The sequence below is a fragment of the Streptomyces sp. NPDC030296 genome, assembly GCF_055572815.1.
Window position 1 is genome coordinate 236,672 of sequence record NZ_JBVICQ010000002.1, and the last position, 19,935, is coordinate 256,606.

General features: G+C 72.1%; 18 protein-coding genes. 11 read left to right on the plus strand and 7 right to left on the minus strand.

Features of this window, described 5'->3' with window-relative positions; genetic code table 11:
• Nucleotides 1–7 precede the first annotated feature (7 nt).
• Together uvrB and ACZ4Z3_RS05035 are read right to left on the minus strand one after the other, a co-directional pair.
• Nucleotides 8–2,152, minus strand: coding sequence for an excinuclease ABC subunit UvrB (gene uvrB, locus ACZ4Z3_RS05030; protein ID WP_468499712.1), 2,145 nt, complete (start codon nt 2,150–2,152; stop codon nt 8–10).
• Nucleotides 2,153–2,191: 39 nt separating this feature from the next.
• Complete coding sequence (locus ACZ4Z3_RS05035; protein ID WP_468499713.1) at nt 2,192–3,082, minus strand: MHYT domain-containing protein; 891 nt, start codon at nt 3,080–3,082, stop codon at nt 2,192–2,194.
• A gap of 281 nt (nt 3,083–3,363) precedes the next feature.
• Here ACZ4Z3_RS05035 and ACZ4Z3_RS05040 point away from each other — a divergent pair, with 281 nt between their 5' ends.
• Both ACZ4Z3_RS05040 and ACZ4Z3_RS05045 read left to right on the plus strand, forming a co-directional pair.
• A complete protein-coding gene (locus ACZ4Z3_RS05040) occupies nt 3,364–4,236 on the plus strand; it encodes a glycerophosphodiester phosphodiesterase (protein WP_468499714.1) in 873 nt (290 codons plus the stop codon).
• Nucleotides 4,237–4,333: 97 nt separating this feature from the next.
• Nucleotides 4,334–4,888, plus strand: a complete 555-nt coding sequence (locus ACZ4Z3_RS05045) for a methylated-DNA--[protein]-cysteine S-methyltransferase (RefSeq protein WP_468499715.1) — start codon at nt 4,334–4,336, stop codon at nt 4,886–4,888.
• Nucleotides 4,889–4,947: 59 nt separating this feature from the next.
• Here the strand turns inward: ACZ4Z3_RS05045 and ACZ4Z3_RS05050 are convergent, their stop codons facing one another.
• Nucleotides 4,948–5,376 (minus strand): VOC family protein, encoded by a 429-nt coding sequence (locus ACZ4Z3_RS05050; RefSeq protein WP_468499716.1) that lies wholly within the window; start codon nt 5,374–5,376, stop codon nt 4,948–4,950.
• Nucleotides 5,377–5,475: 99 nt separating this feature from the next.
• Here ACZ4Z3_RS05050 and ACZ4Z3_RS05055 point away from each other — a divergent pair, with 99 nt between their 5' ends.
• Together ACZ4Z3_RS05055 and ACZ4Z3_RS05060 are read left to right on the plus strand one after the other, a co-directional pair.
• On the plus strand, nt 5,476–6,381 hold the full coding sequence (locus tag ACZ4Z3_RS05055) for a pseudouridine-5'-phosphate glycosidase (protein WP_468499717.1): 906 nt from the start codon (nt 5,476–5,478) through the stop codon (nt 6,379–6,381).
• A gap of 37 nt (nt 6,382–6,418) precedes the next feature.
• Entirely contained in the window at nt 6,419–7,360 is a 942-nt protein-coding gene (locus ACZ4Z3_RS05060; RefSeq protein ID WP_468500201.1) for a carbohydrate kinase family protein, read from the plus strand.
• A 76-nt stretch (nt 7,361–7,436) separates the two neighbouring features.
• Here ACZ4Z3_RS05060 and ACZ4Z3_RS05065 read toward each other — a convergent pair whose 3' ends face one another.
• Nucleotides 7,437–8,234 (minus strand): methyltransferase domain-containing protein, encoded by a 798-nt coding sequence (locus tag ACZ4Z3_RS05065; RefSeq protein WP_468499718.1) that lies wholly within the window; start codon nt 8,232–8,234, stop codon nt 7,437–7,439.
• Nucleotides 8,235–8,497: 263 nt separating this feature from the next.
• Here ACZ4Z3_RS05065 and ACZ4Z3_RS05070 point away from each other — a divergent pair, with 263 nt between their 5' ends.
• Nucleotides 8,498–9,625 carry a magnesium and cobalt transport protein CorA gene (locus ACZ4Z3_RS05070; RefSeq protein WP_468499719.1) on the plus strand — a complete coding sequence of 376 codons (1,128 nt, stop codon included), beginning with the start codon at nt 8,498–8,500 and terminating at the stop codon, nt 9,623–9,625.
• Nucleotides 9,626–9,652: 27 nt separating this feature from the next.
• Here the strand turns inward: ACZ4Z3_RS05070 and ACZ4Z3_RS05075 are convergent, their stop codons facing one another.
• Both ACZ4Z3_RS05075 and ACZ4Z3_RS05080 read right to left on the minus strand, forming a co-directional pair.
• Nucleotides 9,653–10,081 (minus strand): CBS domain-containing protein, encoded by a 429-nt coding sequence (locus ACZ4Z3_RS05075; RefSeq protein ID WP_468499720.1) that lies wholly within the window; start codon nt 10,079–10,081, stop codon nt 9,653–9,655.
• Between the two features lie 224 nt (nt 10,082–10,305).
• A complete protein-coding gene (locus tag ACZ4Z3_RS05080) occupies nt 10,306–10,947 on the minus strand; it encodes a nucleoside/nucleotide kinase family protein (RefSeq protein WP_468499721.1) in 642 nt (213 codons plus the stop codon).
• A gap of 92 nt (nt 10,948–11,039) precedes the next feature.
• On the opposite strand from ACZ4Z3_RS05080, the gene ACZ4Z3_RS05085 reads away from it, so the two are divergent.
• From ACZ4Z3_RS05085 to ACZ4Z3_RS05095, 3 genes are all read left to right on the plus strand, one after another.
• The gene (locus ACZ4Z3_RS05085) at nt 11,040–11,723 is read left to right on the plus strand and encodes a DUF2293 domain-containing protein (protein ID WP_468499722.1); all 684 of its coding nucleotides are present in this window, start codon (nt 11,040–11,042) and stop codon (nt 11,721–11,723) included.
• 147 nt (nt 11,724–11,870) lie between these two features.
• A complete protein-coding gene (locus ACZ4Z3_RS05090; RefSeq protein ID WP_468499723.1) occupies nt 11,871–12,350 on the plus strand; it encodes an anthrone oxygenase family protein in 480 nt (159 codons plus the stop codon).
• A gap of 132 nt (nt 12,351–12,482) precedes the next feature.
• Nucleotides 12,483–13,970, plus strand: coding sequence for a glutamate synthase subunit beta (locus ACZ4Z3_RS05095; RefSeq protein WP_468499724.1), 1,488 nt, complete (start codon nt 12,483–12,485; stop codon nt 13,968–13,970).
• A 109-nt stretch (nt 13,971–14,079) separates the two neighbouring features.
• On the opposite strand, the gene ACZ4Z3_RS05100 is transcribed toward ACZ4Z3_RS05095, so the two are convergent.
• A complete protein-coding gene (locus ACZ4Z3_RS05100) occupies nt 14,080–14,670 on the minus strand; it encodes a carboxymuconolactone decarboxylase family protein (protein WP_468499725.1) in 591 nt (196 codons plus the stop codon).
• Between the two features lie 41 nt (nt 14,671–14,711).
• Here ACZ4Z3_RS05100 and pdxR point away from each other — a divergent pair, with 41 nt between their 5' ends.
• The 3 genes from pdxR to ACZ4Z3_RS05115 all read left to right on the plus strand — a co-directional run bounded on the left by pdxR (nt 14,712) and on the right by ACZ4Z3_RS05115 (nt 19,780).
• Nucleotides 14,712–16,151: a MocR-like pyridoxine biosynthesis transcription factor PdxR gene (pdxR, locus tag ACZ4Z3_RS05105; protein WP_468499726.1), complete on the plus strand. Its 1,440-nt coding sequence runs from the start codon at nt 14,712–14,714 to the stop codon at nt 16,149–16,151.
• A gap of 306 nt (nt 16,152–16,457) precedes the next feature.
• Nucleotides 16,458–18,893 (plus strand): PEP/pyruvate-binding domain-containing protein, encoded by a 2,436-nt coding sequence (locus ACZ4Z3_RS05110; RefSeq protein WP_468499727.1) that lies wholly within the window; start codon nt 16,458–16,460, stop codon nt 18,891–18,893.
• Nucleotides 18,890–19,780: a hypothetical protein gene (locus tag ACZ4Z3_RS05115; protein ID WP_468499728.1), complete on the plus strand. Its 891-nt coding sequence runs from the start codon at nt 18,890–18,892 to the stop codon at nt 19,778–19,780. Before ACZ4Z3_RS05110 ends, ACZ4Z3_RS05115 begins: the two co-directional genes overlap by 4 nt.
• Nucleotides 19,781–19,935 lie beyond the last annotated feature (155 nt).

The window sequence follows — 19,935 nt, forward strand, 5'->3', positions numbered from 1 at the left end:
GGGCCCGTCAGGCCAGCCCCGCCTCCTTCATCTGCCGGAGTTCCTTCTTCATCTCGGACACCTCGTCGCGCAGCCGGGCGGCGATCTCGAACTGCAGGTCGGCGGCTGCCGCGCGCATCCGCTCCGTCATGTCCTCGATCTGCTGGGCGAGGTCGGCCGCCGGGCGGTCGGTCGGGACGGTCTCCTTGGCCTTGCCCCTGCCCTTGCTCGTGGTGGACTTGGCCGCCTTGCCGCCGAGGGACGGCACCGGGGCCTTGGCGCCCTTGCCGTCCTTCCCGCCCTTGCGGTAACCCGTGCCGAGCAGTTGTTCGGTGTCGACGTCCTCGCGGGCGATCTGCGCGACGATGTCGTTGATCTTCTTGCGGAGCGGCTGCGGGTCGATGCCGTTGGCCTTGTTGTACGCGACCTGCTTCTCCCGGCGGCGGTTGGTCTCGTCGATGGCCTTCTCCATCGCCGGGGTGATCTTGTCGGCGTACATATGGACCTGGCCGGACACATTGCGCGCCGCGCGGCCGATGGTCTGGATGAGGGAGGTCCCCGAGCGCAGGAAGCCCTCCTTGTCGGCGTCGAGGATCGCGACCAGCGAGACCTCGGGCAGGTCGAGGCCCTCCCGGAGGAGGTTGATGCCGACCAGGACGTCGTACTCGCCGGCGCGCAGCTCGCGCAGCAGCTCGACCCGGCGCAGGGTGTCGACGTCGCTGTGCAGGTAGCGGACCTGGATGCCGAGTTCCAGGAAGTAGTCGGTGAGGTCCTCGGCCATCTTCTTGGTGAGCGTGGTGACGAGGACCCGTTCGTCCTTCTCTGTGCGCTTGCGGATCTCGTGCACCAGGTCGTCGATCTGGCCCTCGGTGGGCTTGACGACCACCTCGGGGTCGACGAGGCCGGTGGGGCGGATGATCTGCTCGACCTGGCCGTCGGAGCGGGACAGCTCGTACTGGCCGGGGGTGGCCGAGAGATAGACCGTCTGTCCGATGCGCTCCTGGAACTCCTCCCACTTCAGCGGGCGGTTGTCCAGGGCGGACGGCAGCCGGAAGCCGTGGTCGACGAGGGTGCGCTTGCGGGAGGCGTCGCCCTCGTACATCGCGCCGATCTGCGGGACGGTCACATGGGACTCGTCGATGACGAGGAGGAAGTCGTCCGGGAAGTAGTCGAGCAGCGTGTTCGGCGGGGAGCCGGGCTCGCGGCCGTCGAAGTGCATCGAGTAGTTCTCCACGCCGGAGCAGGAGCCGATCTGGCGGAGCATCTCGATGTCGTACGTGGTGCGCATGCGCAGGCGCTGGGCCTCCAGGAGCTTGCCCTGCTTCTCCAGCTCCGCGAGGCGCTCCCCCAGCTCCTTCTCGATGTCGTTGACGGCCCGCTCCATGCGTTCGGGTCCGGCGACGTAGTGCGAGGCGGGGAAGACGTACAGCTGCTCGTCGTCGCTGATGATCTCGCCGGTCAGGGGGTGCAGGGTGGAGAGGGCCTCGATCTCGTCGCCGAACATCTCGATGCGGACCGCGAGCTCCTCGTAGACCGGGAAGATCTCGATGGTGTCGCCGCGGACGCGGAAGGTGCCGCGGGTGAACGCCAGGTCGTTGCGGGTGTACTGGATGTCGACGAAGCGGCGCAGCAGCTGGTCCCGGTCGATCTCCTCGCCGACCTTGAGGGGGACCATGCGGTCCACGTACTCCTGGGGGGTGCCGAGGCCGTAGATGCAGGAGACGGAGGCGACCACGACGACATCGCGGCGGGTGAGCAGTGAGTTGGTCGCGGAGTGGCGCAGCCGCTCCACCTCCTCGTTGATCGAGGAGTCCTTCTCGATGTAGGTGTCCGACTGGGGGACGTACGCCTCGGGCTGGTAGTAGTCGTAGTACGAGACGAAGTATTCGACCGCGTTGTTCGGCAGGAGCTCGCGGAACTCGTTGGCCAGCTGGGCGGCCAGCGTCTTGTTCGGCGCCATCACCAGGGTGGGGCGCTGGAGCTTCTCGATCATCCACGCGGTGGTGGCGGACTTGCCGGTGCCGGTCGCGCCGAGCAGGACGACGTCCTTCTCACCTGCCTCGATGCGCCGGGCCAGGTCGGCGATGGCCGTGGGCTGGTCGCCGCTCGGCTGGTAGGGGCTGACGACCTCGAAGGGCGCCACCGTGCGTTCGATCTTGGAAACGGGCCGCATGAATCCACCGTACGACCCCGCACTGACAACGGGGTCGGGTCAGCGGCTCTGCGGGGTGCGGGAGCGGGGTGCGCGGTGTTCGTGCTCGGCTCGGCGCAGGGGGCGGCCGGCGCCGGCGAGCGGTCGCCGGTCGGTGTGCGCGCAGGCGTGGGTGGGGACTCCGGGCCGCCGTTCGGCGGGGGTGCCGTGGAACTTGCCCATGATCATGAAGGGGTCGAACATCACCACGACGCCCGCCAGGATCAGGAAGACCAGCGGACCGATCATCAGCGGGGCGAGGAGGGCCGCGGACGACGAGCCGTCGGCCGGGGCGGCGCCGGCCGCGCCGTGCAGGTGGACGCTGAGGGCGGCCATGCCCGTGTAGTGCATGCCGCTGACCGCGATGCCCATGACGAGGCTCGCGCCGACGCTCCACAGGAAGCCGCGGACCTGTCCGGCGGCCCACAGGGCGGCGATCGCGGCCACCACGGCGATGACGACGGAGGCGGCGACGGTCACGGTGTTGTACTCGAGTGTGCCGTTGAGGCGCATTCCGGCCATGCCGAGGTAGTGCATGGAGGCGATGCCGAGGCCGGTGATCGTGCCGCCGGTGAAGAGCGCGGCCCCGGTCGCTCCTTTGGAGCCGACCATGAAGATGCCGATGCCGACCATGACGATCGCGACGGCGAGACTCGCGAACGTCATCAGCGGGTCGTAGTGGACCGGGGTCCGCAGGACCTTGAAGCCCATCATGGCGACGAAGTGCATGGTCCATATGCCGGAGCCGATGGCGGCCGAGCCCAGCGCCAGCCAGCCGATCCGCAGGCGGCCGTCGACCAGCATCGATCTGGTGGTGCAGCGCAGGCCGAGCGCGCCACCCAGGCAGGCCATGAGGTAGGCCGCCACCGGTGTGACGAGTCCGTAGCTGAAGCCGTCGACGGTGCCCTGCATCCGCGGCTGCCTTTCCCGCCCTGTCGCGTCCCTGGATTCCCTGTACTGCCCCCGCCCCCGGGTCCGCCACGACGGTCAGGGTTGTCGCAGAGAGTATGACCCCCACCGGAATGGTCGAACGACTTTCCGGCAAAGAAACACGGCCTTGCCTCACTTGTGCGGCGCCCGTGTGCGGACTTGGGCAACTCCATTCAATTCATGGCCATCCTGTACCCCCTCTCCCGTTGACTGGCTGCTGTCACTCTTGAGCTGACCGTGACCGATCGACGCGAGGAGTACGCATGCATGTGCGCGCAGTTGCCGCCGCGGCCGCCGCGTTCATGGGGGCCGCCGCCCTCCTGCTCCCCACTTCGGCCGCTGAGGCGGCCTCGTACGCCGACAATCTGATGGTCGTGGCGCATCGCGGGGCTTCCGCCTATGCGCCCGAGAACACCCTGGCCGCCGTCGACAGGGCCGACGATATGGGCTTCAGCTGGGTCGAGAACGACGTCCAGCGCACCAAGGACGGCGCACTCGTCGTCGTCCATGACGCGACGCTGGCCCGCACGACCGATGTGGAGCAGGTCTTCCCGGACCGCGCGCCGTGGAACGTGCGCGACTTCACCGTCGCTGAGATCGCCCGTCTGGACGCGGGCAGCTGGTTCGACACGCGCTACGCGGGCGCGCGCGTGCCGACGTTGGAGCAGTACGTGAGGCGGCTGTCCCGCAATCATCAGAAGCTCGTCCTGGAGATCAAGAATCCCCAGCTCTACCCGGGCATCGAGCAGCAGACCCTGAAGGTGCTGGCCGACGAGGGCTGGCTTACGCCTCTGCACCTCCGGGACCGACTGGTGGTGCAGAGCTTCAGCCCGGACACGGTGCGGCGGGTGCACGAGCTGAGCCCCGGCGTGAAGACCGGCTTCCTCGGCACTCCGGACATCGCGGACCTGCCCGAGTACGCGGCCTTCGCCGACCAGATCAACTCCTCGTACACGACGATCTCGCCCGCCTACCTCGCCACGATCCACGCCTTCGAGGGTCCGCACGGCAAGCCGCTGGAGATGCTCACCTGGACCGTCAACGACGCGGAGAACGCGCGCAAGGTCGCCCGGTACGGCGTGGACGGCATCATCACGAACAAGCCGGACGTGGTCGAGGAGGCCACACGGGACTGACCGCTCTGACCGCGCTGACCGCTCGCGACCGGGAGGGGTGACCTTCACACGGGCGCACGCCGCGAGCGTTGTCAGTGGCGGGCCGTACGGTGGTCGCATGAACAGCCACGGGCAGTACGAGCATCAGGTCGTGTGGGCCGTCGTGGGCACGGACATCGGTCCGCTGCTGCTGGCCGCGACGGACGACGGCCTGGTGAACGTCGTGTTCCACGCCACGGACCCGGTCCGGGACAAGGCGCTCGACCGCCTCGCGTCCCGGCTCGGCACCCAGCCCGTCGAGGCGCCCGGTGCCCCGCAGCTGGCCGAGGCGATACGCCAGGTCGACGCGTACTTCGCGGGTGACCGGCAGGTGTTCGAGCTGCCCCTGGACTGGTCGCTGATCTCCGGTTTCAACCGCCAGGTGCTGCGGGAGCTGGCGGTCGGTGTCCCCTTCGGCTCGGTCGTGGGCTACGGCGACCTGGCCCGCCGGGTCGGGCAGCCGGGCGCGGCTCAGGCGGTGGGCATGGCGATGGGGGCGAATCCGCTGCCGGTGGTGGTGCCGTGCCATCGGGTGGTGGAGAGCGACGGCGGCATCGGCGGGTTCGGCGGCGGGCTGGAGACCAAGCGGAAGCTGCTGGCGCTGGAAGGAGTGCTGCCCGAGCCGCTGTTCTGAGCCGCAGGTTCTCCTCCCTCGCCCAAGCACTGCCCCGACCCCGCGTGCGGCCGTCCGCGCTACTCGTAGTGCCGGGCCTCGACGATGTTGCCGTCCGGGTCCCGGAAGTAGAAGCTGCGCCGGGCCGCGCCTCGGGCGCCGAAGGAGTCGTACGACAGGTCGGAGACCGGGACCGCCCGTTCCTCCAGCCGGGATCGCAGTTCCTCGAAGCGGTCACCGGGCAGGGCCAGGCAGACGTGGTTGACGGGGTGGCCGGCGCTGTCGGCGGCGCCGGGCAGCATCCTCATGCGCTCCGCCGAGCTGCGCGGCATGAGGTCGAGAATGGTCTCGTCGTTGACGCGTACGGAGGGAAAGGGCACCGTTCCCTCGGAGTACTCGGCGAGGCGTACGGGTGCCAGCCCCACGGCCGTGTCGTAGAACTCGGCCGCGGCGACAGGCTCCCGCACCCAGAGGACGACGTGGTCGAGACGTGTGGTGTTCTCCGTCATGCTCCCCAGGCTGGTGTCCCTCACCACAGGTCGCAAGGGTTTGACCGGGCGCGTCGGCCGCCAGTGATGAGGGAGGAACGACTGACAGGAGGCAAGCGCGTGCTGGTGGTGTCGGAAGAGGTGCGGGACGCGGTTGACGCGCGTCGACCCGTGGTGGCGCTCGAGTCCACGATCATCGCGCACGGCCTGCCCCGGCCGCGCAATCTGCAGGTGGCCCGGGAGCTGGAGGACGTCGTACGGCAGGAGGGCGCCGTACCGGCGACCATCGCCGTGCTCGAGGGGCGGCCGCACATCGGCCTCGACAAGGACCAGTTGGAGCGGGTCGCGAACGAGGACGGCATCCGCAAGCTCGGCCATCGGGACCTGCCGCTCGCGGTGGCGTCGGGGGCGAGCGGCGCGACGACCGTGTCGGCGACCGCTCAGCTGGCGTCCCTGGCGGGCGTACGGGTGTTCGCGACGGGCGGTCTCGGCGGGGTGCACCGGGAGTGGACGACGACGCAGGACGAGTCGGCCGACCTGGGGCTGCTGGCGCGCACCCGGATCACGGTGGTGTGCGCGGGCGTGAAGTCGATCCTGGATGTGCCGGCGACGCTGCAGCGCCTGGAGACGCTGGGTGTCGCGGTCGCCGGGTACGGCACGGACCGCTTCCCCGGCTTCTATCTCTCCGACTCCGGGCACCCCGTGGAGTGGACGCTCCGGTCGCCCGGTGAGGTCGCCGAGGTCATGCGGGCCCAGGACGCGCTCGACGGGCCGGAGTCGGCGCTGATCGTCGCCAACCCTGTGCCCGAGGAGGAGCAGCTCGATCCCGGTCTCCACGCGCGTGTGCTCGACGAGGCGCTGCGGGCGGCCGAGGAGGAGGGGATCACGGGGCAGGCGGTCACACCGTTCCTGCTGAGCCATCTCGTGCGGCACACGGACGGCGCGTCCCTGAGCGCCAATCTGGCGGCGGTCCGGGGGAACGTACGGCTGGCCGCGCGGATCGCGGCGGCCTGGACCGGGGCGTGAGATGACCGGGCGGGGCGGGCAGGGGCCGGGCGGCGTGATGAACGCGCCGGGCACCGACGGGACGGGCGCCGACGAGGAGTCGGGCGGCGCGCTGCTCGTCGTGGGCGACGTCGTCACGGATGTCGTCGCCCGGCATCGCGGGCCGCTCGCGCCGGGCACCGACACGGCCTCCGCGATCCGTACGCTGCCCGGCGGCGCGGGCGCCAATGTGGCCTGCTGGGCGGCCCATCAGGGCTGTGGGGACGTGCGGCTGCTCGGGCGTGTGGGCACGGACGCGGCGGGGTGGCACGAGCGGGAGCTGCGCGCCTCGGGGGTACGCCCCCACCTCGTCGTCGACCCGGAGGCCGCGACCGGCACGGTGATCTGCCTGGTGGACACGGGCGCCGCCGCCGAACGCACGTTCCTCACGGACAGCGGTGCCTCACTGCGGCTGGACCCGGACGACTGGTCGCCGGCTCTGCTCGACGGGGTGGCCCGGCTGCATCTGTCGGGCTACCTGTTCTTCTCGGAGCCGAGCCGGGCGCTGGTTTCGGTGGCCCTCGCGTCGGCACGCGCGCGTGGGGTGCCGGTGAGTGTGGACCCTGCCTCGACGGGGTTCCTGACAGAGCTGGGCGTGGACCGTTTCCTCGCACTCGTCGAGGGAGTGGATGTGCTGCTGCCCAGCAGGGACGAGGCGTGTCTGCTCACCGGACTGCCCGATCCGGCCGACGCGGCGGCCAAGTTGAGCCGTCTCTTCCCGCTGGTGGTGGCCAAGCAGGGGGCCGAGGGCGCCCTGATCGCCCAGGGGGGCGGCGTGCGGGCCCGGGTTCCGGCGGCCCCCGCCGTGCCCCGGGACACGACCGGTGCGGGCGACGCGTTCACCGGTGCGTTCCTCGCCGCCCTGCTCGCGGGCGCGGAGCCCGAGGACGCGGCGGCACAGGGGTGCAGGGCGGGCGCGCTGGCCGTGGGGAAGGTGGGCGGGCGGCCACCGGTGGGCTGAGAGGGTGTGGGGCGCGTTGCGGCCCCGTACCCGTTCCGCGTGACGTCGGCTCCGTGGTGGCTGTCGCGTGCCACGCCTACGGCCTCCTCCCCCACGCCGAGACGAGCGGTGTGGCGGCGATGTCCATCGCGCCGGAGGACAGGTTGGCCAGGTGGCGGTCGATCTCCTCGTCCGTGGCGAGACCGGCGGTGACGAGGGCCGTACGGAGCCGTTGGATCGTGGAGGACTCCAGAGCGGCGCAGGCGGGCAAGGCGATGGGGAAGTACACATCGGCCTCCACGCCGCGCAGCCCGGCCCCGCGCAGCAGACGCGGGAGCCTGCGGCCGTGCGCCGGGTCCACCCCGCGCTCGTCGAGGAGAGCGCGGACGGCCTGCCGCAGCCGGTTGGCCAACTGCTGGTCGGGGCCGGTCTCCTCGAGGCAGGCCAGGGGTTGGAGCGCGGGGTCGGCGTCCTCGATCAGCAGGCGCCCGCCGGGCCGCAGGGCCTTGATCATCGACACCACGGCCCGCTCGCGGTCCGGGGCGTGGACCAGGGCGAGGCGGGCGTGGACGAGGTCGAATCCGTCGCCCGGCGGCTGGTCGACGCCCACGTGGTGGACGAGGACCTCGACCGGTGGGCGGGTGACCGAGGGGACCGCCCAGGAGAGGTCGATGCCGGTGGCGATGACCTTCCCCGTGGGCCCGACCTTCTTGGCCAGCCAGGAGACGACCGAGGCCCCGCTCGCGCCGACCTCCCAGCAGCGCCAGCCGGATCCGAGGCCGAAGCCCTCCATGTGCCGGAACGTCGTGCGGTCGAAGAGGGTGGCGAAGGCGTCGGAGGGCTGCCCCGTCTCGCCCTGCCGGTGGTCGAGGAGATGTCCGTCGGTTCGCATCATGTCGAAATCATCCCATTTGCCTGACTTATCACTCTTCGCGACGCTCCAACAGTCCCCCCAGGACCGCTCCGGCGGCGGCCGAGGCGGCACCGACCGTCACCCCGGACCCACCCGGCACCGTCCGCGCCGAGGCGCCCGGAGAGACCACGAACGAAGTGGAGCGTTCCGTTCCCACAGCCTTACCCGCAGCTCAAGGACGCCTGGCACACTGGCGCGACAAGGCACGAAGTGCGGTGCGAGGGGATCCACGCAAGGAGATCCAGATGTCCATGGCAGGGAATCTGCGGAAGGTCACCGGCCTCGACAGGGTCGGCGGCCTGCGCAAGGTGGCACGGCTGGCACGGCGTCGCGCCCGCGTCGACCTGAGCCACCCGGCCCGCTCCCCCCTGGGCACCTCCGTGGTGAACTGCGTGACGTACCACAAGGGAGTGCGCGCCCCCGGCGGCCGCGATGTCGTCGAGGCCCTCAGGCAGGTGCGCAGGGCCGACCACGGCTTCGTCTGGCTCGGGTTGCACGAGCCGACGGAGCGGGAGTTCGCCGGCATCGCCGAGCTCTTCGACCTGCACCCGCTGGCGGTCGAGGACGCGGTCGAGGCCCATCAGCGCCCGAAGCTGGAGCGGTACGGCGACACGCTGTTCGCGGTGTTCAAGACCGTCTGCTACGTCGAGCACACGGAACTGACCGCGACGAGCGAGGTGGTGAACACCGGCGAGATCATGGTGTTCGTGGGCCCCGACTTCGTGATCTCCGTGCGGCACGGCCGCCACGGCTCGCTCGGCCCGCTGCGCGAGGAACTGGAGGCCGACCCGGAGCAGCTCGCCAAGGGCCCGGCCGCCGTCCTGCACGCGATCGCCGACCATGTCGTGGACGACTATCTGACGGTCACGGACTCGGTGCAGGCGGACATCGACCAGGTGGAGACGGACGTGTTCGCGGCGAACGGCGCGCGCGTCGACCCCGGTCGGATCTACCAGCTCAAGCGGGAACTGCTCGAACTGAAGCGGGCGGTGGCCCCGCTCGCCCGGCCGCTGCTGGAGCTCACCACACGGCCCATCCGGGTGGTGGAGCCGGAGATACAGGCCTACTTCCGTGATGTCTCCGACCACCTGCTGAGGGCGACCGAGCAGATCGCCGCGTTCGACGAACTGCTCAACTCGATCCTCCAGGCGCACCTGGCGCAGGTCAGCGTCGCGCAGAACGAGGACATGCGGAAGATCACCGCGTGGGCGGCGCTGATCGCCGTGCCGACCATGGTCTGCGGGGTGTACGGCATGAACTTCACGTACATGCCGGAGCTGACCTGGAAGTTCGGCTACCCGCTGGTCCTGGGTGTCATAGCCGTGGCCTGCGTCGTCCTCTACCGGGGCTTCAAGCGCAACGGCTGGCTCTGAAGGAGGGGCGGACCGGGCTCGGTCGGGTCAGCGCGCCGTGGTCCGGGCGTAGACGCTCTCGGCCCAGTCGGCGATCTGGTCCTCCGGGAGATGCCGGGCGATGTCGGCCTCGCTGATCATGCCGACGAGGCGCTTGTTGTGGATCACCGGAAGCCGACGGATCTGGTGCTCCTTCATCTCTCGGAGCACCTCGCTGATGTCGGCGTCGGCGTCGATCCAGCGCGGTGTTCCCTTCGCCAGGTCGCCCGCCGTGACGCGGGACGGGTCGTGCCCCATGGCGACACAGCCCACGACGATGTCGCGGTCGGTGAGGATGCCACAGAGGCGTTCGTTCTCGTCGCTGATGGGGAGCGCCCCCACGTTCAGCTGGCGCATCAGCTGGGCGGCGCGGTCCAGGGTCTCGTGGGCGGGGATCCACTGGGCGCCCCGGTGCATGATGTCTCCGGCGGTGGTCATGCGGTACCTCCTGAAGCCGGGCGGCCGGCGCGGCGCGGGAGGCGCCGCGGGTCCCGACACGGCGCGGACGGCACCGCTGGTCCCGGCGCTGCTCATTCTCACCGCGCCCGGCGGCGGTCGCACCCGGAGGAGGACGCCGTTGGGGGCAGTCGCCGCCGGTTGACCGCCCTCCCGTGCCGCCTCGGTAGAGACGTGGGGTGGTCGGTCGAGCCGGCGGTCGGCCGTCAGCCGCCCCAGGCCGGATGCCGTGGGTCGTCGGCGCGGACCAGGACATCGGCCGTGGCGGCCGGGTCCGCCTCGGTCTCGTAGCGCTGGAAGGCGGGCAGGGTCCAGTGCTCGCGCTGCGGGGTGCGGCGGCGCAGGGCGCCCGTCGAGAGGTGGACGTGGACGGTGAGGTCGAAGGGGAACCAGTCCTTCAGGAGGAGGGGACCGTGCAGCAACAGCAGTGCGTCGGACGGGAGTTGCACGTAGGAGCTGCGGGTCGCGCGGTCGGTCTCGGGATCCCAGAGGTCGGGCAGGACACGACCCGTGCCGCCGGGTTCGAGCGGACCGAAGACTTCACGCCACAAGGCAGCCGTGTCGAACCAACCGTTGTAGTAGGCCTCCACGTCCTGGTGTCCGTACTCGAAGCGGAGCGACGCCGGCCGGAGGAAGCCCTCGGTTCCCACGACGAGCGAGGACCGGCCGCGTACGCGCAGCGCGTCCGACACCCGTGCCGCGAGGTCGCCCGGGCGGGCGGCGGGGGCGCCGTCGAAGGCGATCCGCGGCCAAGGGGAACCGTCGTCCGGCTTCAGGTCGAGGAGACGGTCGGCGAGGAGATCGCCGAGCCGCTCCCAGGTGATCGCTTCGAGTCGCACACGCTCCATGATGCCGCGCCCCGCGCACCCCGCCCGAGCCGGCCGCGGGACCGGCGCACCTGCCGCGTGACCATGCGGTCGGCGGGGGGAATGAACCGCGTATGGCAGCGCTCGCTACTCCCCCGCCCCCTACCGGACTTGTCGTCGTGCAGGCACTCAGGAAGAAGCACTGCGCCGAGTGCCGGGGCGGGCCGGTGGCGCTGCTCGCGCCGGAGAACGGGGCGCCGCGCTGCCTCGACTGCGCCGACCTGGGGCATCTGGTGTTCCTGCCGCGCGGCGACACCGCGCTCACCCGACGGGCCAGGGAGGAGAGTTCGCTGTCGGCGGTGGTCGTGCGGTTCAACCGGCGCAAGAGCCGGTACGAGCGGCAGGGCGTCCTGGTGGAGGAGGCGGCGCTCGCCCGCGCGGAGGAGCGGTGCCTGGCCGACGCCGAGGCACGAAGGCGCCGCCGGGTACGGGACGCACGGCGGCGGGCCGCGGAGGACGTGCGGTTCACGGACGCGTTCGCGGCGGAGATACGGCGGCTGTTCCCCGCGTGTCCGGCCGAGCGGGCACGGGAGATCGCCGCCCATGCCTCCGTGCGCGGCAGCGGACGCGTGGGGCGCAGCGCGGCGGGGCGGGCCCTGTCGGAGATGGCGGTGACTTCGGCGGTCATCGCGTCGGTACGGCACGTGGACACGCCGTACGACCGCTTCCTGATGAGCGGGGTCGCACACCACGAGGCTCGGCGCCGCATCGCGGGAGCCGTCGAGACGAGGCTGCGGGAGTGGCGGGGTACGGGGTGAATGTCCCGTGCGGTCCCACCCTGGACGTTCGCTGACGGGGGTGCGCTTCTCGGCCATGGTGACGCTGTCCGTGTGGGCGTTCACTTGTGGTGACGGCGAGGGCCGGGGCAGGCTCTTCCACATCGGGGGAACGAGGCGGGAGCGCACATGATCGACGGGCCGTACTTCGTGTTGGTGGTGCTGGGGCTGCTGGGTACCGCGGTCGTGGCGGGCGTCTTCTGCGGGTTCTCGACCTTTGTGATGAAGGGCCTGGCCTCGTTGCCGCCGGCGCAGGGGGCCGCCGCGATGCAGGCGATCAACATCAGTGCCGTGACACCGGCGTTCATGCTCGTCTTCGTGGGGACGGCGGTGCTGTGCGCCGTGCTGGCGGTGGTGACGTTCGTGCTGTGGCCGGACGAGGGCACGGTCGCGTTGCTGCTGGGCAGCGCGCTGTATCTGGTCGGCTGCTTCGGCGTGACGATGGTGGCGAACGTGCCGCGCAACGACACCCTGGCCACGCTGGACCCGGGCACGCGGGAGGCGGCCGCCTACTGGCGGCGGTATGTGAGCGAGTGGACGATGTGGAACCACCTGAGGACGGCCGCCTCGGTCGGCGCGGCGCTCTGCTATCTGCTCGCGCTCGCCTGAGGCGTACGCGCCGGGCGCGTCGTATCGTGGCGGGAGACGAGTGCGCCCGAAGACGGACGACCTCACACCGCCCCGAGTCCGCCGGTGTACGGCCGTGCCCGTACGCGCATGCGATACGTGAGGGAGACGGCGATGGCCGATCCCAAGGGTTTCCTGACCACCCCGCGCGAGGAGTGGCCCCGTCGGCCCGTGCCGGAACGGGTGCGGGACTGGAACGAGGTGTACGTTCCGGGTGCGCTGCTGCCGATCATCAGCAAGCAGGCCGACCGCTGCATGGACTGCGGTATCCCGTTCTGCCACGACGCGTGTCCGTTGGGGAATCTCATCCCGGAGTGGAACGACCTCGTCTCCCGGGAGGACTGGCGGGCGGCCAGCGACCGGCTGCACGCGACGAACAACTTCCCCGAGTTCACGGGGCGGTTGTGCCCCGCCCCCTGTGAGGCGGGCTGCGTGCTGGCGATCAACCAGCCCGCGGTGACCATCAAGAACGTCGAGGTGGCGATAGCCGACCGCGCCTGGGAGGACGGTTTCACCCCGCCGCGCCCGCCCGACCGTTTGACCGGGAAGACGGTGGCCGTCATCGGTTCCGGGCCCACGGGCCTGGCGGCCGCTCAGCAGCTGACCCGGGCGGGGCACACGGTCGCCGTGTACGAACGGGCGGACCGTGTCGGGGGTCTGCTGCGGTACGGGATCCCGGCGTTCAAGATGGAGAAACGGCATCTGGACCGGCGGCTGGACCAGATGCGGGCGGAGGGCACGAAGTTCCGTACGTCGACGAGCGTCGGCGAGGACATCGGGGCCGCCGAGCTGCGGGCCAGGTACGACGCCGTGGTGATAGCGACGGGTGCCACGGCCTGGCGTGAACTGGACGTACCGGGGCGGGAGTTGGCCGGGATCCATCAGGCGATGGAGTATCTGCCGTTGGCCGACCGGGTGTGCGAGGGGGATCTGGAGGTCTCGCCGCTGTCGGCGGCGGGCAAGCATGTGGTGATCGTCGGGGGCGGCGACACGGGGGCGGACTGTCTGGGGACGGCGGTGCGGGAGGGGGCCGCGTCGGTGACCCAGCTGGACATCTATCCACTGCCGGAGGCGGAGCGGGACGAGGACGTCGAGCCATGGCCGACGTTTCCGAAGATCTACCGGCTCTCGGCGGCGCACGAGGAGGCGCGCGATCTGCGCACCGCGCCGGCTGCGGACGCGGACGCGCGGCTGTTCGCGGCGTCCACGCTCCGCTTCACGGGGGACGAGGCAGGTCATGTGCGCGAGCTGCACCTGGTCGAGGTGGACGAGCGGCGCCGGCCGCGGCCGGGCACCGGGCGGATCCTCCCCGCCGACCTCGTCCTGCTCGCCCTCGGTTTCTCCGGCCCCGCCCGCCACGACGGGTTGATCGACCAGTTGGGGCTGACGGTCGAACCGCGGGGCACGATCGCCCGCGGGCCGGACTTCGAGACCAACGTGCCCGGCGTGTTCGCGGCCGGGGACGCCGCCCGGGGGCAGTCCCTCATCGTCTGGGCGATCGCCGAGGGTCGGGCCGTGGCCGCCGCGGTGGACCGCCGGCTCACCGGCACGGAGCGCCTGCCTACGCCGATAGGCCCGTACGACCGACCGATGACGGCGTGACGCGGGCGGCTCCGCACGGTCGCCGCCGGCTCCGAGCGTTGGTCGTGCCCGGCGACTCCAAGCGACGGTCGGTGCCCGCCGACTCCAAGCGCCGGTCGGTGCGCCGGCTCTAGCGTTCGTCCGTGCCCGCCACCTTTCCTGTCGCCAGGGCGATCCGGTTCCACGTGTTGATGGTGAGGATCAGCGCCAGGACGCGGGCCAGTTCGGTGTCGTCGAAGTGGGCGGCGGCCTCGGCGTAGACGTCGTCGGGGACGCCTCGGTCGGCGACGAGGGTGACCGCTTCGGTGAGGGCGAGGGCCGCCTGCTCGCGCGGGGTGAAGAAGTGCCGGGCCTCGCGCCACACCGGGACCATGTGGAGGCGGTCCTCGCTCTCGCCGGCCTTGCGGGCGTCGTTGGTGTGCATGTGCAGGCAGTAGGCGCAGTGGTTGAGGTGGGAGGCGCGGATCTGGATCAGTTCGACGAGGGCGGGGTCGAGGCCCTCGCGGGCCGCCGCGTCGAAGCCGATGAGCGCACGGAAGACGGGCCGGGCCGCCTTGGCGAAGTCGACGCGGCGGGGCCGGGGCGCGGTGCTCGCCGGCGCGTTCGTGATCGCGTTCGCCGTCGCGTTCAGACCCGCGCCCGTGGCCGTGCCGGTGACCTTGTCCGTGCTCGTGCTCGTGCTCGTGTTCGTGTTCGTGTTCGTGTTCGTCGTCATGACCATGAATCTATGGGCTGGAAAGACCTGCCGTAGGGTCCATTTCCATGGAGGATTCATGGGTCAATTCCGCGGAGCGGATCGGTGCCGATCTGCATCTGGAGCTGTCCGCCGCCGGGGGCCGGCGTGCCGCGCTCATCCGGGCCCTGCGGGACGCGGTGCGCGGCGGTCGGCTGGCGCCCGGCACCCTGCTGCCGCCGTACCGCTCGCTCGCGGCGGATCTCGGGGTCGCGCGGAACACTGTCGCCGACGCGTACGCGGAGCTGGTCGCCGAGGGGTGGCTGACGGCGCGGCAAGGGTCGGGCACCCGGGTCGCGGAGCGGGCGAAACCGCTGACCACGTCCGCGCGCGTCCCGAAGAAGGTGCCCGCACGCGCGCGTGGGCCACGGCACGATCTGCGGCAGGGCACTCCGGACGCGTCGTCCTTCCCGCGGGCGGCCTGGGCGGCGTCGTACCGCAGGGCGCTGGCGCAAGCGCCCAACGACGCGTTCGGCCCGGGGGATCCGGCGGGCCGTATCGAGCTGCGCGAGGCGCTCACGGAGTATCTGGCACGCGCGCGTGGGGTGCGCACCGAGCCCTCACGGATCGTGATCTGTTCGGGCTTCGCCCACGCCCTGCGGCTGCTCTTCCACAGCGATGTCAGCGGCCCGGGTCACGGGCGGGTGCTGCGGGGACCACTGGCCGTCGAGTCTTACGGCCTCGGTTTCCACCGGGAACTGCTGGCCGCGGCGTCCGTACGGACCGTTCCGCTGCCGCTGGACGAGGACGGGGCGCGGGTCGACTCACTGGACCGGGAGCGGGCGGTACTGCTCACGCCCGCGCACCAGTTCCCCACCGGCGGGCCGCTGCATCCGTCCCGCAGGGCCGCCGTCGTCGACTGGGCACGCGCGCGTGGCGGGGTGGTGCTGGAGGACGACTACGACGGGGAGTTCCGCTACGACCGCAAGCCCGTCGGTGCCGTGCAGGGGCTGGATCCCGAGCGGGTCGTGCACATCGGTTCGGTCAGCAAGAGCCTGTCGCCGGCGTTGCGGCTGGGCTGGATGGTGCTGCCGGAGCGGTACGTCGGCGCCGTGCTACAGGCGAAGGGCGAGCGGGAGGCGTGGGCGAGCGCCCCGGACCAGCTGGCGCTCGCGGACTTCATCGTCTCGGGGTCGTACGACCGTCATGTGCGGCGGATGCGGCAGCGGTACCGGGCGCGGCGGGACCGGCTGGTGGCCGCCCTAGCCGCGCAGGCGCCGCACATCGAGGTCACCGGGATCGCGGCCGGGCTGCACGCGGTGCTGCGGCTGCCGCCGGGCACCGAGCGGTCCGTGGTGCGGGCGGCGACCTGGCAGGGCGTCGCACTCGACGGGCTGGCCGGGTTCCGGCATCCGCGTGCGACCGGCGGGGATGCGCCGGACGGCCTGGTCGTGGGGTACGCGACGCCCCCGGAGCACGCGTACGCGGCGGCGGTGGAGGCGCTGTGCGGGGTGCTGCCACCGGAGTGAACGCTCCGGCCGCGTGCCCCGTCGCCCAGCCCCTGGTGATGGAGAACGGTACATAACGCCCATTCGACAAGAAATCAACCCCAGTGGGACCATGGCCTCGGGAGGTACGGCACCGCCGTCGGCACCGCATGACAACTCGGCGGTGACCTGCCCCATCCTTCGTTCCGTCGTCAGGCGTAGGGTCCCCTGCCGCGCGTCCCCCCTGTTGACGGCAGGTCCTGGAGGGTGTTGATGACGACGCTCGACGAACGTCAGGGAGAACACGGAGAAGGTGCGCACGGCGGGCGCCCGCCCCGGAGTGACGGCATGTCCGACGGCACCCTCGCATCGACCACCTCCGCGTTCGGCTCCCCCGTCGTCTCCCTGACCCAGCCGACGGCCTCGCTGCGCCCGCTCACCGGCTCCAAGGCGGCCCACCTCGCACGAGCGGCCCGCGCGGGGCTCCCGGTGCTGCCCGGCTTCGTACTCCCGCCCGGCTTCGACGGGTCAGCGGGGCCGTCGCCCCGCCACGGCCCCCGGCCCGCCCCCGAGGACATCGGCGCCTCCCGCTCCGAGACCGAGGCCGAGCCCGAGGTCGGCATCGCCTCCGTCGCCGTCACGCAGGCCTGGGCGGAGCTGTCCCGGCGCGGTACGCGTCCTCTCGTCGTCCGGTCGTCCTCGCCGCAGGAGGACACGGAGGAGTCGTCCCTGGCGGGCCGGTTCGACTCGGTGCTCGACGTGCGGGGGTGGGAGGAGTTCCGGGCGGCGGTACACACCGTGCGGGACTCGGCGCGCCTGCCCGACGGCACCGACGCGCCCATGGCGGTGCTCGTCCAGCCGATGCTCAGGGCTCGGGTGGGGGGCGTACTGTTCGGCGCGGACCCCGTGGCGGGACGGACCGACCGCATGCTGGTCAGCGCGGTGCGGGGCGGGCCCGACACCCTGGTCAGCGGTGAACAACCGGGCACGAACTACTGGTTGACCGGAAGGGGACGACTGCTGCGCACCGAGGCGCCGGAGCCGCCGTCCCACGCCACCGCCTCCCCCAGCACTCCCTCTCCGACCACTCCCTCCTCCACCATCACCGAGCGCACCGCTGACCCCACTGCCCTCCTCGCCCCCTCCGACCTGCGGCGGCTGGCGCGGCTGGCGCGGCGGGCCGCTCGGGTGTTCGGGGGGCCGCAGGACATCGAGTTCGGGTTCGACGACGACGGGCGGCTGTGGCTGTTCCAGAGCCGGCCCATCACGGCGATGGCGGCGCGGCCCGCGCGAGGGGCCCGGCTGCTGGGCCCCGGCCCCGTGGCGGAGACCCTGCCGGGCCGGTTGGAGCCGCTGGAGGAGGACCTGTGGCTGGCACCCATGGCCAGGGGGCTGGCCATCGCGCTGGACCTCGGCGGCAGCGCGCCCCGGCGACTGCTGCGGACACTGCCGGTGGTGACGACGGTCGGCGGTCGGGCGGCGGCCGATCTCCGGCTACTGGGGGCCGTCCCCCCGAGGCACCGTCTGCTCGCGCTGCTGAACCCCGCGACGGGTGCCCGGCGGCTCGGCGCGGCCTGGCGGGTGGGGCGGCTGACGTCGACGCTGCCGGGATTGGCGACGGACCTGGTGGCGGACGTCGACCGGCGGCTCACCGAGATCCCGGCGCCGTCGCGGCTGCGGGCCCCAGCGCTGGTGTCGTCCCTGCGCTGGGCGCGCGCCGCCCTGGTGTCGCTGCACGCCCAGGAGGCCCTGGCAGGCGCGCTCCTGCCCGCGCCCCGCGTCACGGCCGCGAGCGCCGCCCTCGCCACGCTCACCGAACCGTGGACCCAGGGTATGCCGGACGACCGGCTGATCGCAGCCGACCCCGTCCTGCTGACCCTGACGCCGCCCAGCCTGTGGGAGCCCTCGCGACTGCCGCGCACCGCGCGCACCCCGGCCCCGCAGGGTTCCTCGTCGAACACCGGCCCCGAGGACTCTGTCAACGACCACTCGATCCGCCCACCCGCCTCCGCCTCCGCAGGTCCTCTCGACGCTCACACGGGCCGTCCGCCCTCCGGCTCCGTGAGCGCCGTCGACCACCACGCCGTCCCCCCGCCCACCACCGCTGCGGGCCCCCTCGACGACCACGCCACCCCTCCGCCCTACGCCTCCATGGGCGCCCTCCCGCCCCGCGAAGCCCTCCGGCTGCGCATCCGGTGGGTGCAGGAGTTGCAGGTGCGGCTGGTGCGGGAAGCGGCTCACCGGCTGGACGTGCGCGGGGTGCCGGGTGGGCCCCGGCGCGTGGGGCTGCTGCGGTGGAAGGAGTTCGTCACCGCGCTGGAGGGCGGCCCGCTGCCCCGCGATCTCGGGGAGCGGCTCCCCCGGCCGGACTCCGCCCCGCTCCCGGACGCGTTCCGGCTGACGGACGGCGGTGTGGTCGTCGCCGAGCCGTCCGTGCGGCTTTCCGGTGACGGCAGGGGCGAAGGTCCGGGCGGGGGCGGCGCGGGCCGAGGCGTGTCGGCGGGGTGGGCCGTCGGCACCGCCTGGGACGGCGAGGGGGCGGGGCCCGAGGACGCGGTGCTCGTGGTCCGCACCCTCGACCCGGCGTTCGCACCGCTGCTGCCACGCCTCGCGGGGCTCGTCGCGCAGACGGGAAGCCCGTTGTCCCACCTGGCCGTGCTCGCACGGGAGTACGGGGTGCCGACGGTGGTCGGAGCCGCCGACGCGGTCCGCCGCTTCCCGCCGGGCACGCGGCTGACGGTCGACGGCACCCTCGGAGACGTACGGTCGCAGGAGCCACGATGAAGCGGCTGGCCTATCTCTTCGCGGGTGCCGCGGCAGCCGGGGCGGCCGGGTACTTCGTGATCTACCTCTACCGATGGCAGTGGCAGCGGGCCATCCTGTGCGGGGTCGTGCTGCTGATCGTCGGGCTGATGCTGCTGGGGATCGTGCTGTGGGGGCGGCTGGCGCGGATCGAGGAGCGGATCCGGGAGAGCGAACGGAGGCAGCAGGACGTGCTGGCCCGGCTGCGGCAGAGCCGGACGCAGGAGCAGGAGGACCGGTTCCGCTGGCTTGAGGACCCGGCGAGCCGTACGTATGTGTTCGTGCCGGTGCTGATGGTGACCGGGGTGGTGCTGTCCGGGATCGCCTGGCTGGTACAGCGGATCGCGTCGGCCACGGCCCGGCCGGCCGGCGACCGGCGGCTGGCCGGGCAGCTGTCCGTGCTGGCGGCGCCCGATCCGGCGCCGGAGAGGGATCTGGAGGACGAGCGTCCGCCGGGAGCGGGCGGCCCGGGCCGGGCGGCGCGGCTGTCCACGGTGACGGTCGTGGGCGTGGCGCTGCTGACCTTGCTCGTCGTGGGGCTCGCGGACCTGACCCAGACCAGGCGGCAGGAGCGCGACGGGTCCGAGGCGACGTCGGTGCTGGTCCGGGTCGACATACGCGGGGTTCCCGTGACCACCGAGCGGCAGTTCATGGCGGCGTCGCAGGCCTGGGAGCGGTGCAGGAACTCGACCTCGGTGCCCCTGAGCCGGACCACGCTCGGCGAACTGGGCGACGGGGTGTTCGCCGGCATCGTCCGGCCCGCCCTCACCGACCACGACCGTCTCCGGCTGCGCGGCTGCCTGGAGGACAGCGAGGTGGACCGCGCGAGTCTCACGGTGGTCGGCATCGGCGACACGGACGAGGGGTGAGCCCCGGAGGCAAACCGGCTCGCGCCCAGGGATGAGCGCAAGGCCCCTGACCTCGCACGACGCAAGATCACTGCAAAATACATGAATTAGGTGAGTTTGCGCACATCAGAACAGATCACCCGATAAGTCCGGGTTACGCTTCGAACGGGTCCTCC

Bases quoted from the DNA above. Each gene is read 5' to 3' on its own strand.
- ACZ4Z3_RS05075 (WP_468499720.1), bottom strand. From the start codon at position 10,081: ATGACCACCGCCGGAGACATCATGCACCGGGGCGCCCAGTGGATCCCC.
- ACZ4Z3_RS05035 (WP_468499713.1), bottom strand. From the start codon at position 3,082: ATGCAGGGCACCGTCGACGGCTTCAGCTACGGACTCGTCACACCGGTG.
- ACZ4Z3_RS05100 (WP_468499725.1), bottom strand. From the start codon at position 14,670: ATGGTCATGACGACGAACACGAACACGAACACGAACACGAGCACGAGC.
- ACZ4Z3_RS05040 (WP_468499714.1), top strand. From the start codon at position 3,364: ATGCATGTGCGCGCAGTTGCCGCCGCGGCCGCCGCGTTCATGGGGGCC.
- ACZ4Z3_RS05115 (WP_468499728.1), top strand. From the start codon at position 18,890: ATGAAGCGGCTGGCCTATCTCTTCGCGGGTGCCGCGGCAGCCGGGGCG.
- pdxR (WP_468499726.1), top strand. From the start codon at position 14,712: ATGGAGGATTCATGGGTCAATTCCGCGGAGCGGATCGGTGCCGATCTG.
- ACZ4Z3_RS05045 (WP_468499715.1), top strand. From the start codon at position 4,334: ATGAACAGCCACGGGCAGTACGAGCATCAGGTCGTGTGGGCCGTCGTG.
- uvrB (WP_468499712.1), bottom strand. From the start codon at position 2,152: ATGCGGCCCGTTTCCAAGATCGAACGCACGGTGGCGCCCTTCGAGGTC.
- ACZ4Z3_RS05060 (WP_468500201.1), top strand. From the start codon at position 6,419: ATGAACGCGCCGGGCACCGACGGGACGGGCGCCGACGAGGAGTCGGGC.
- ACZ4Z3_RS05050 (WP_468499716.1), bottom strand. From the start codon at position 5,376: ATGACGGAGAACACCACACGTCTCGACCACGTCGTCCTCTGGGTGCGG.
- ACZ4Z3_RS05065 (WP_468499718.1), bottom strand. From the start codon at position 8,234: ATGATGCGAACCGACGGACATCTCCTCGACCACCGGCAGGGCGAGACG.
- ACZ4Z3_RS05095 (WP_468499724.1), top strand. From the start codon at position 12,483: ATGGCCGATCCCAAGGGTTTCCTGACCACCCCGCGCGAGGAGTGGCCC.
- ACZ4Z3_RS05080 (WP_468499721.1), bottom strand. From the start codon at position 10,947: ATGGAGCGTGTGCGACTCGAAGCGATCACCTGGGAGCGGCTCGGCGAT.
- ACZ4Z3_RS05110 (WP_468499727.1), top strand. From the start codon at position 16,458: ATGTCCGACGGCACCCTCGCATCGACCACCTCCGCGTTCGGCTCCCCC.
- ACZ4Z3_RS05070 (WP_468499719.1), top strand. From the start codon at position 8,498: ATGTCCATGGCAGGGAATCTGCGGAAGGTCACCGGCCTCGACAGGGTC.
- ACZ4Z3_RS05085 (WP_468499722.1), top strand. From the start codon at position 11,040: ATGGCAGCGCTCGCTACTCCCCCGCCCCCTACCGGACTTGTCGTCGTG.
- ACZ4Z3_RS05090 (WP_468499723.1), top strand. From the start codon at position 11,871: ATGATCGACGGGCCGTACTTCGTGTTGGTGGTGCTGGGGCTGCTGGGT.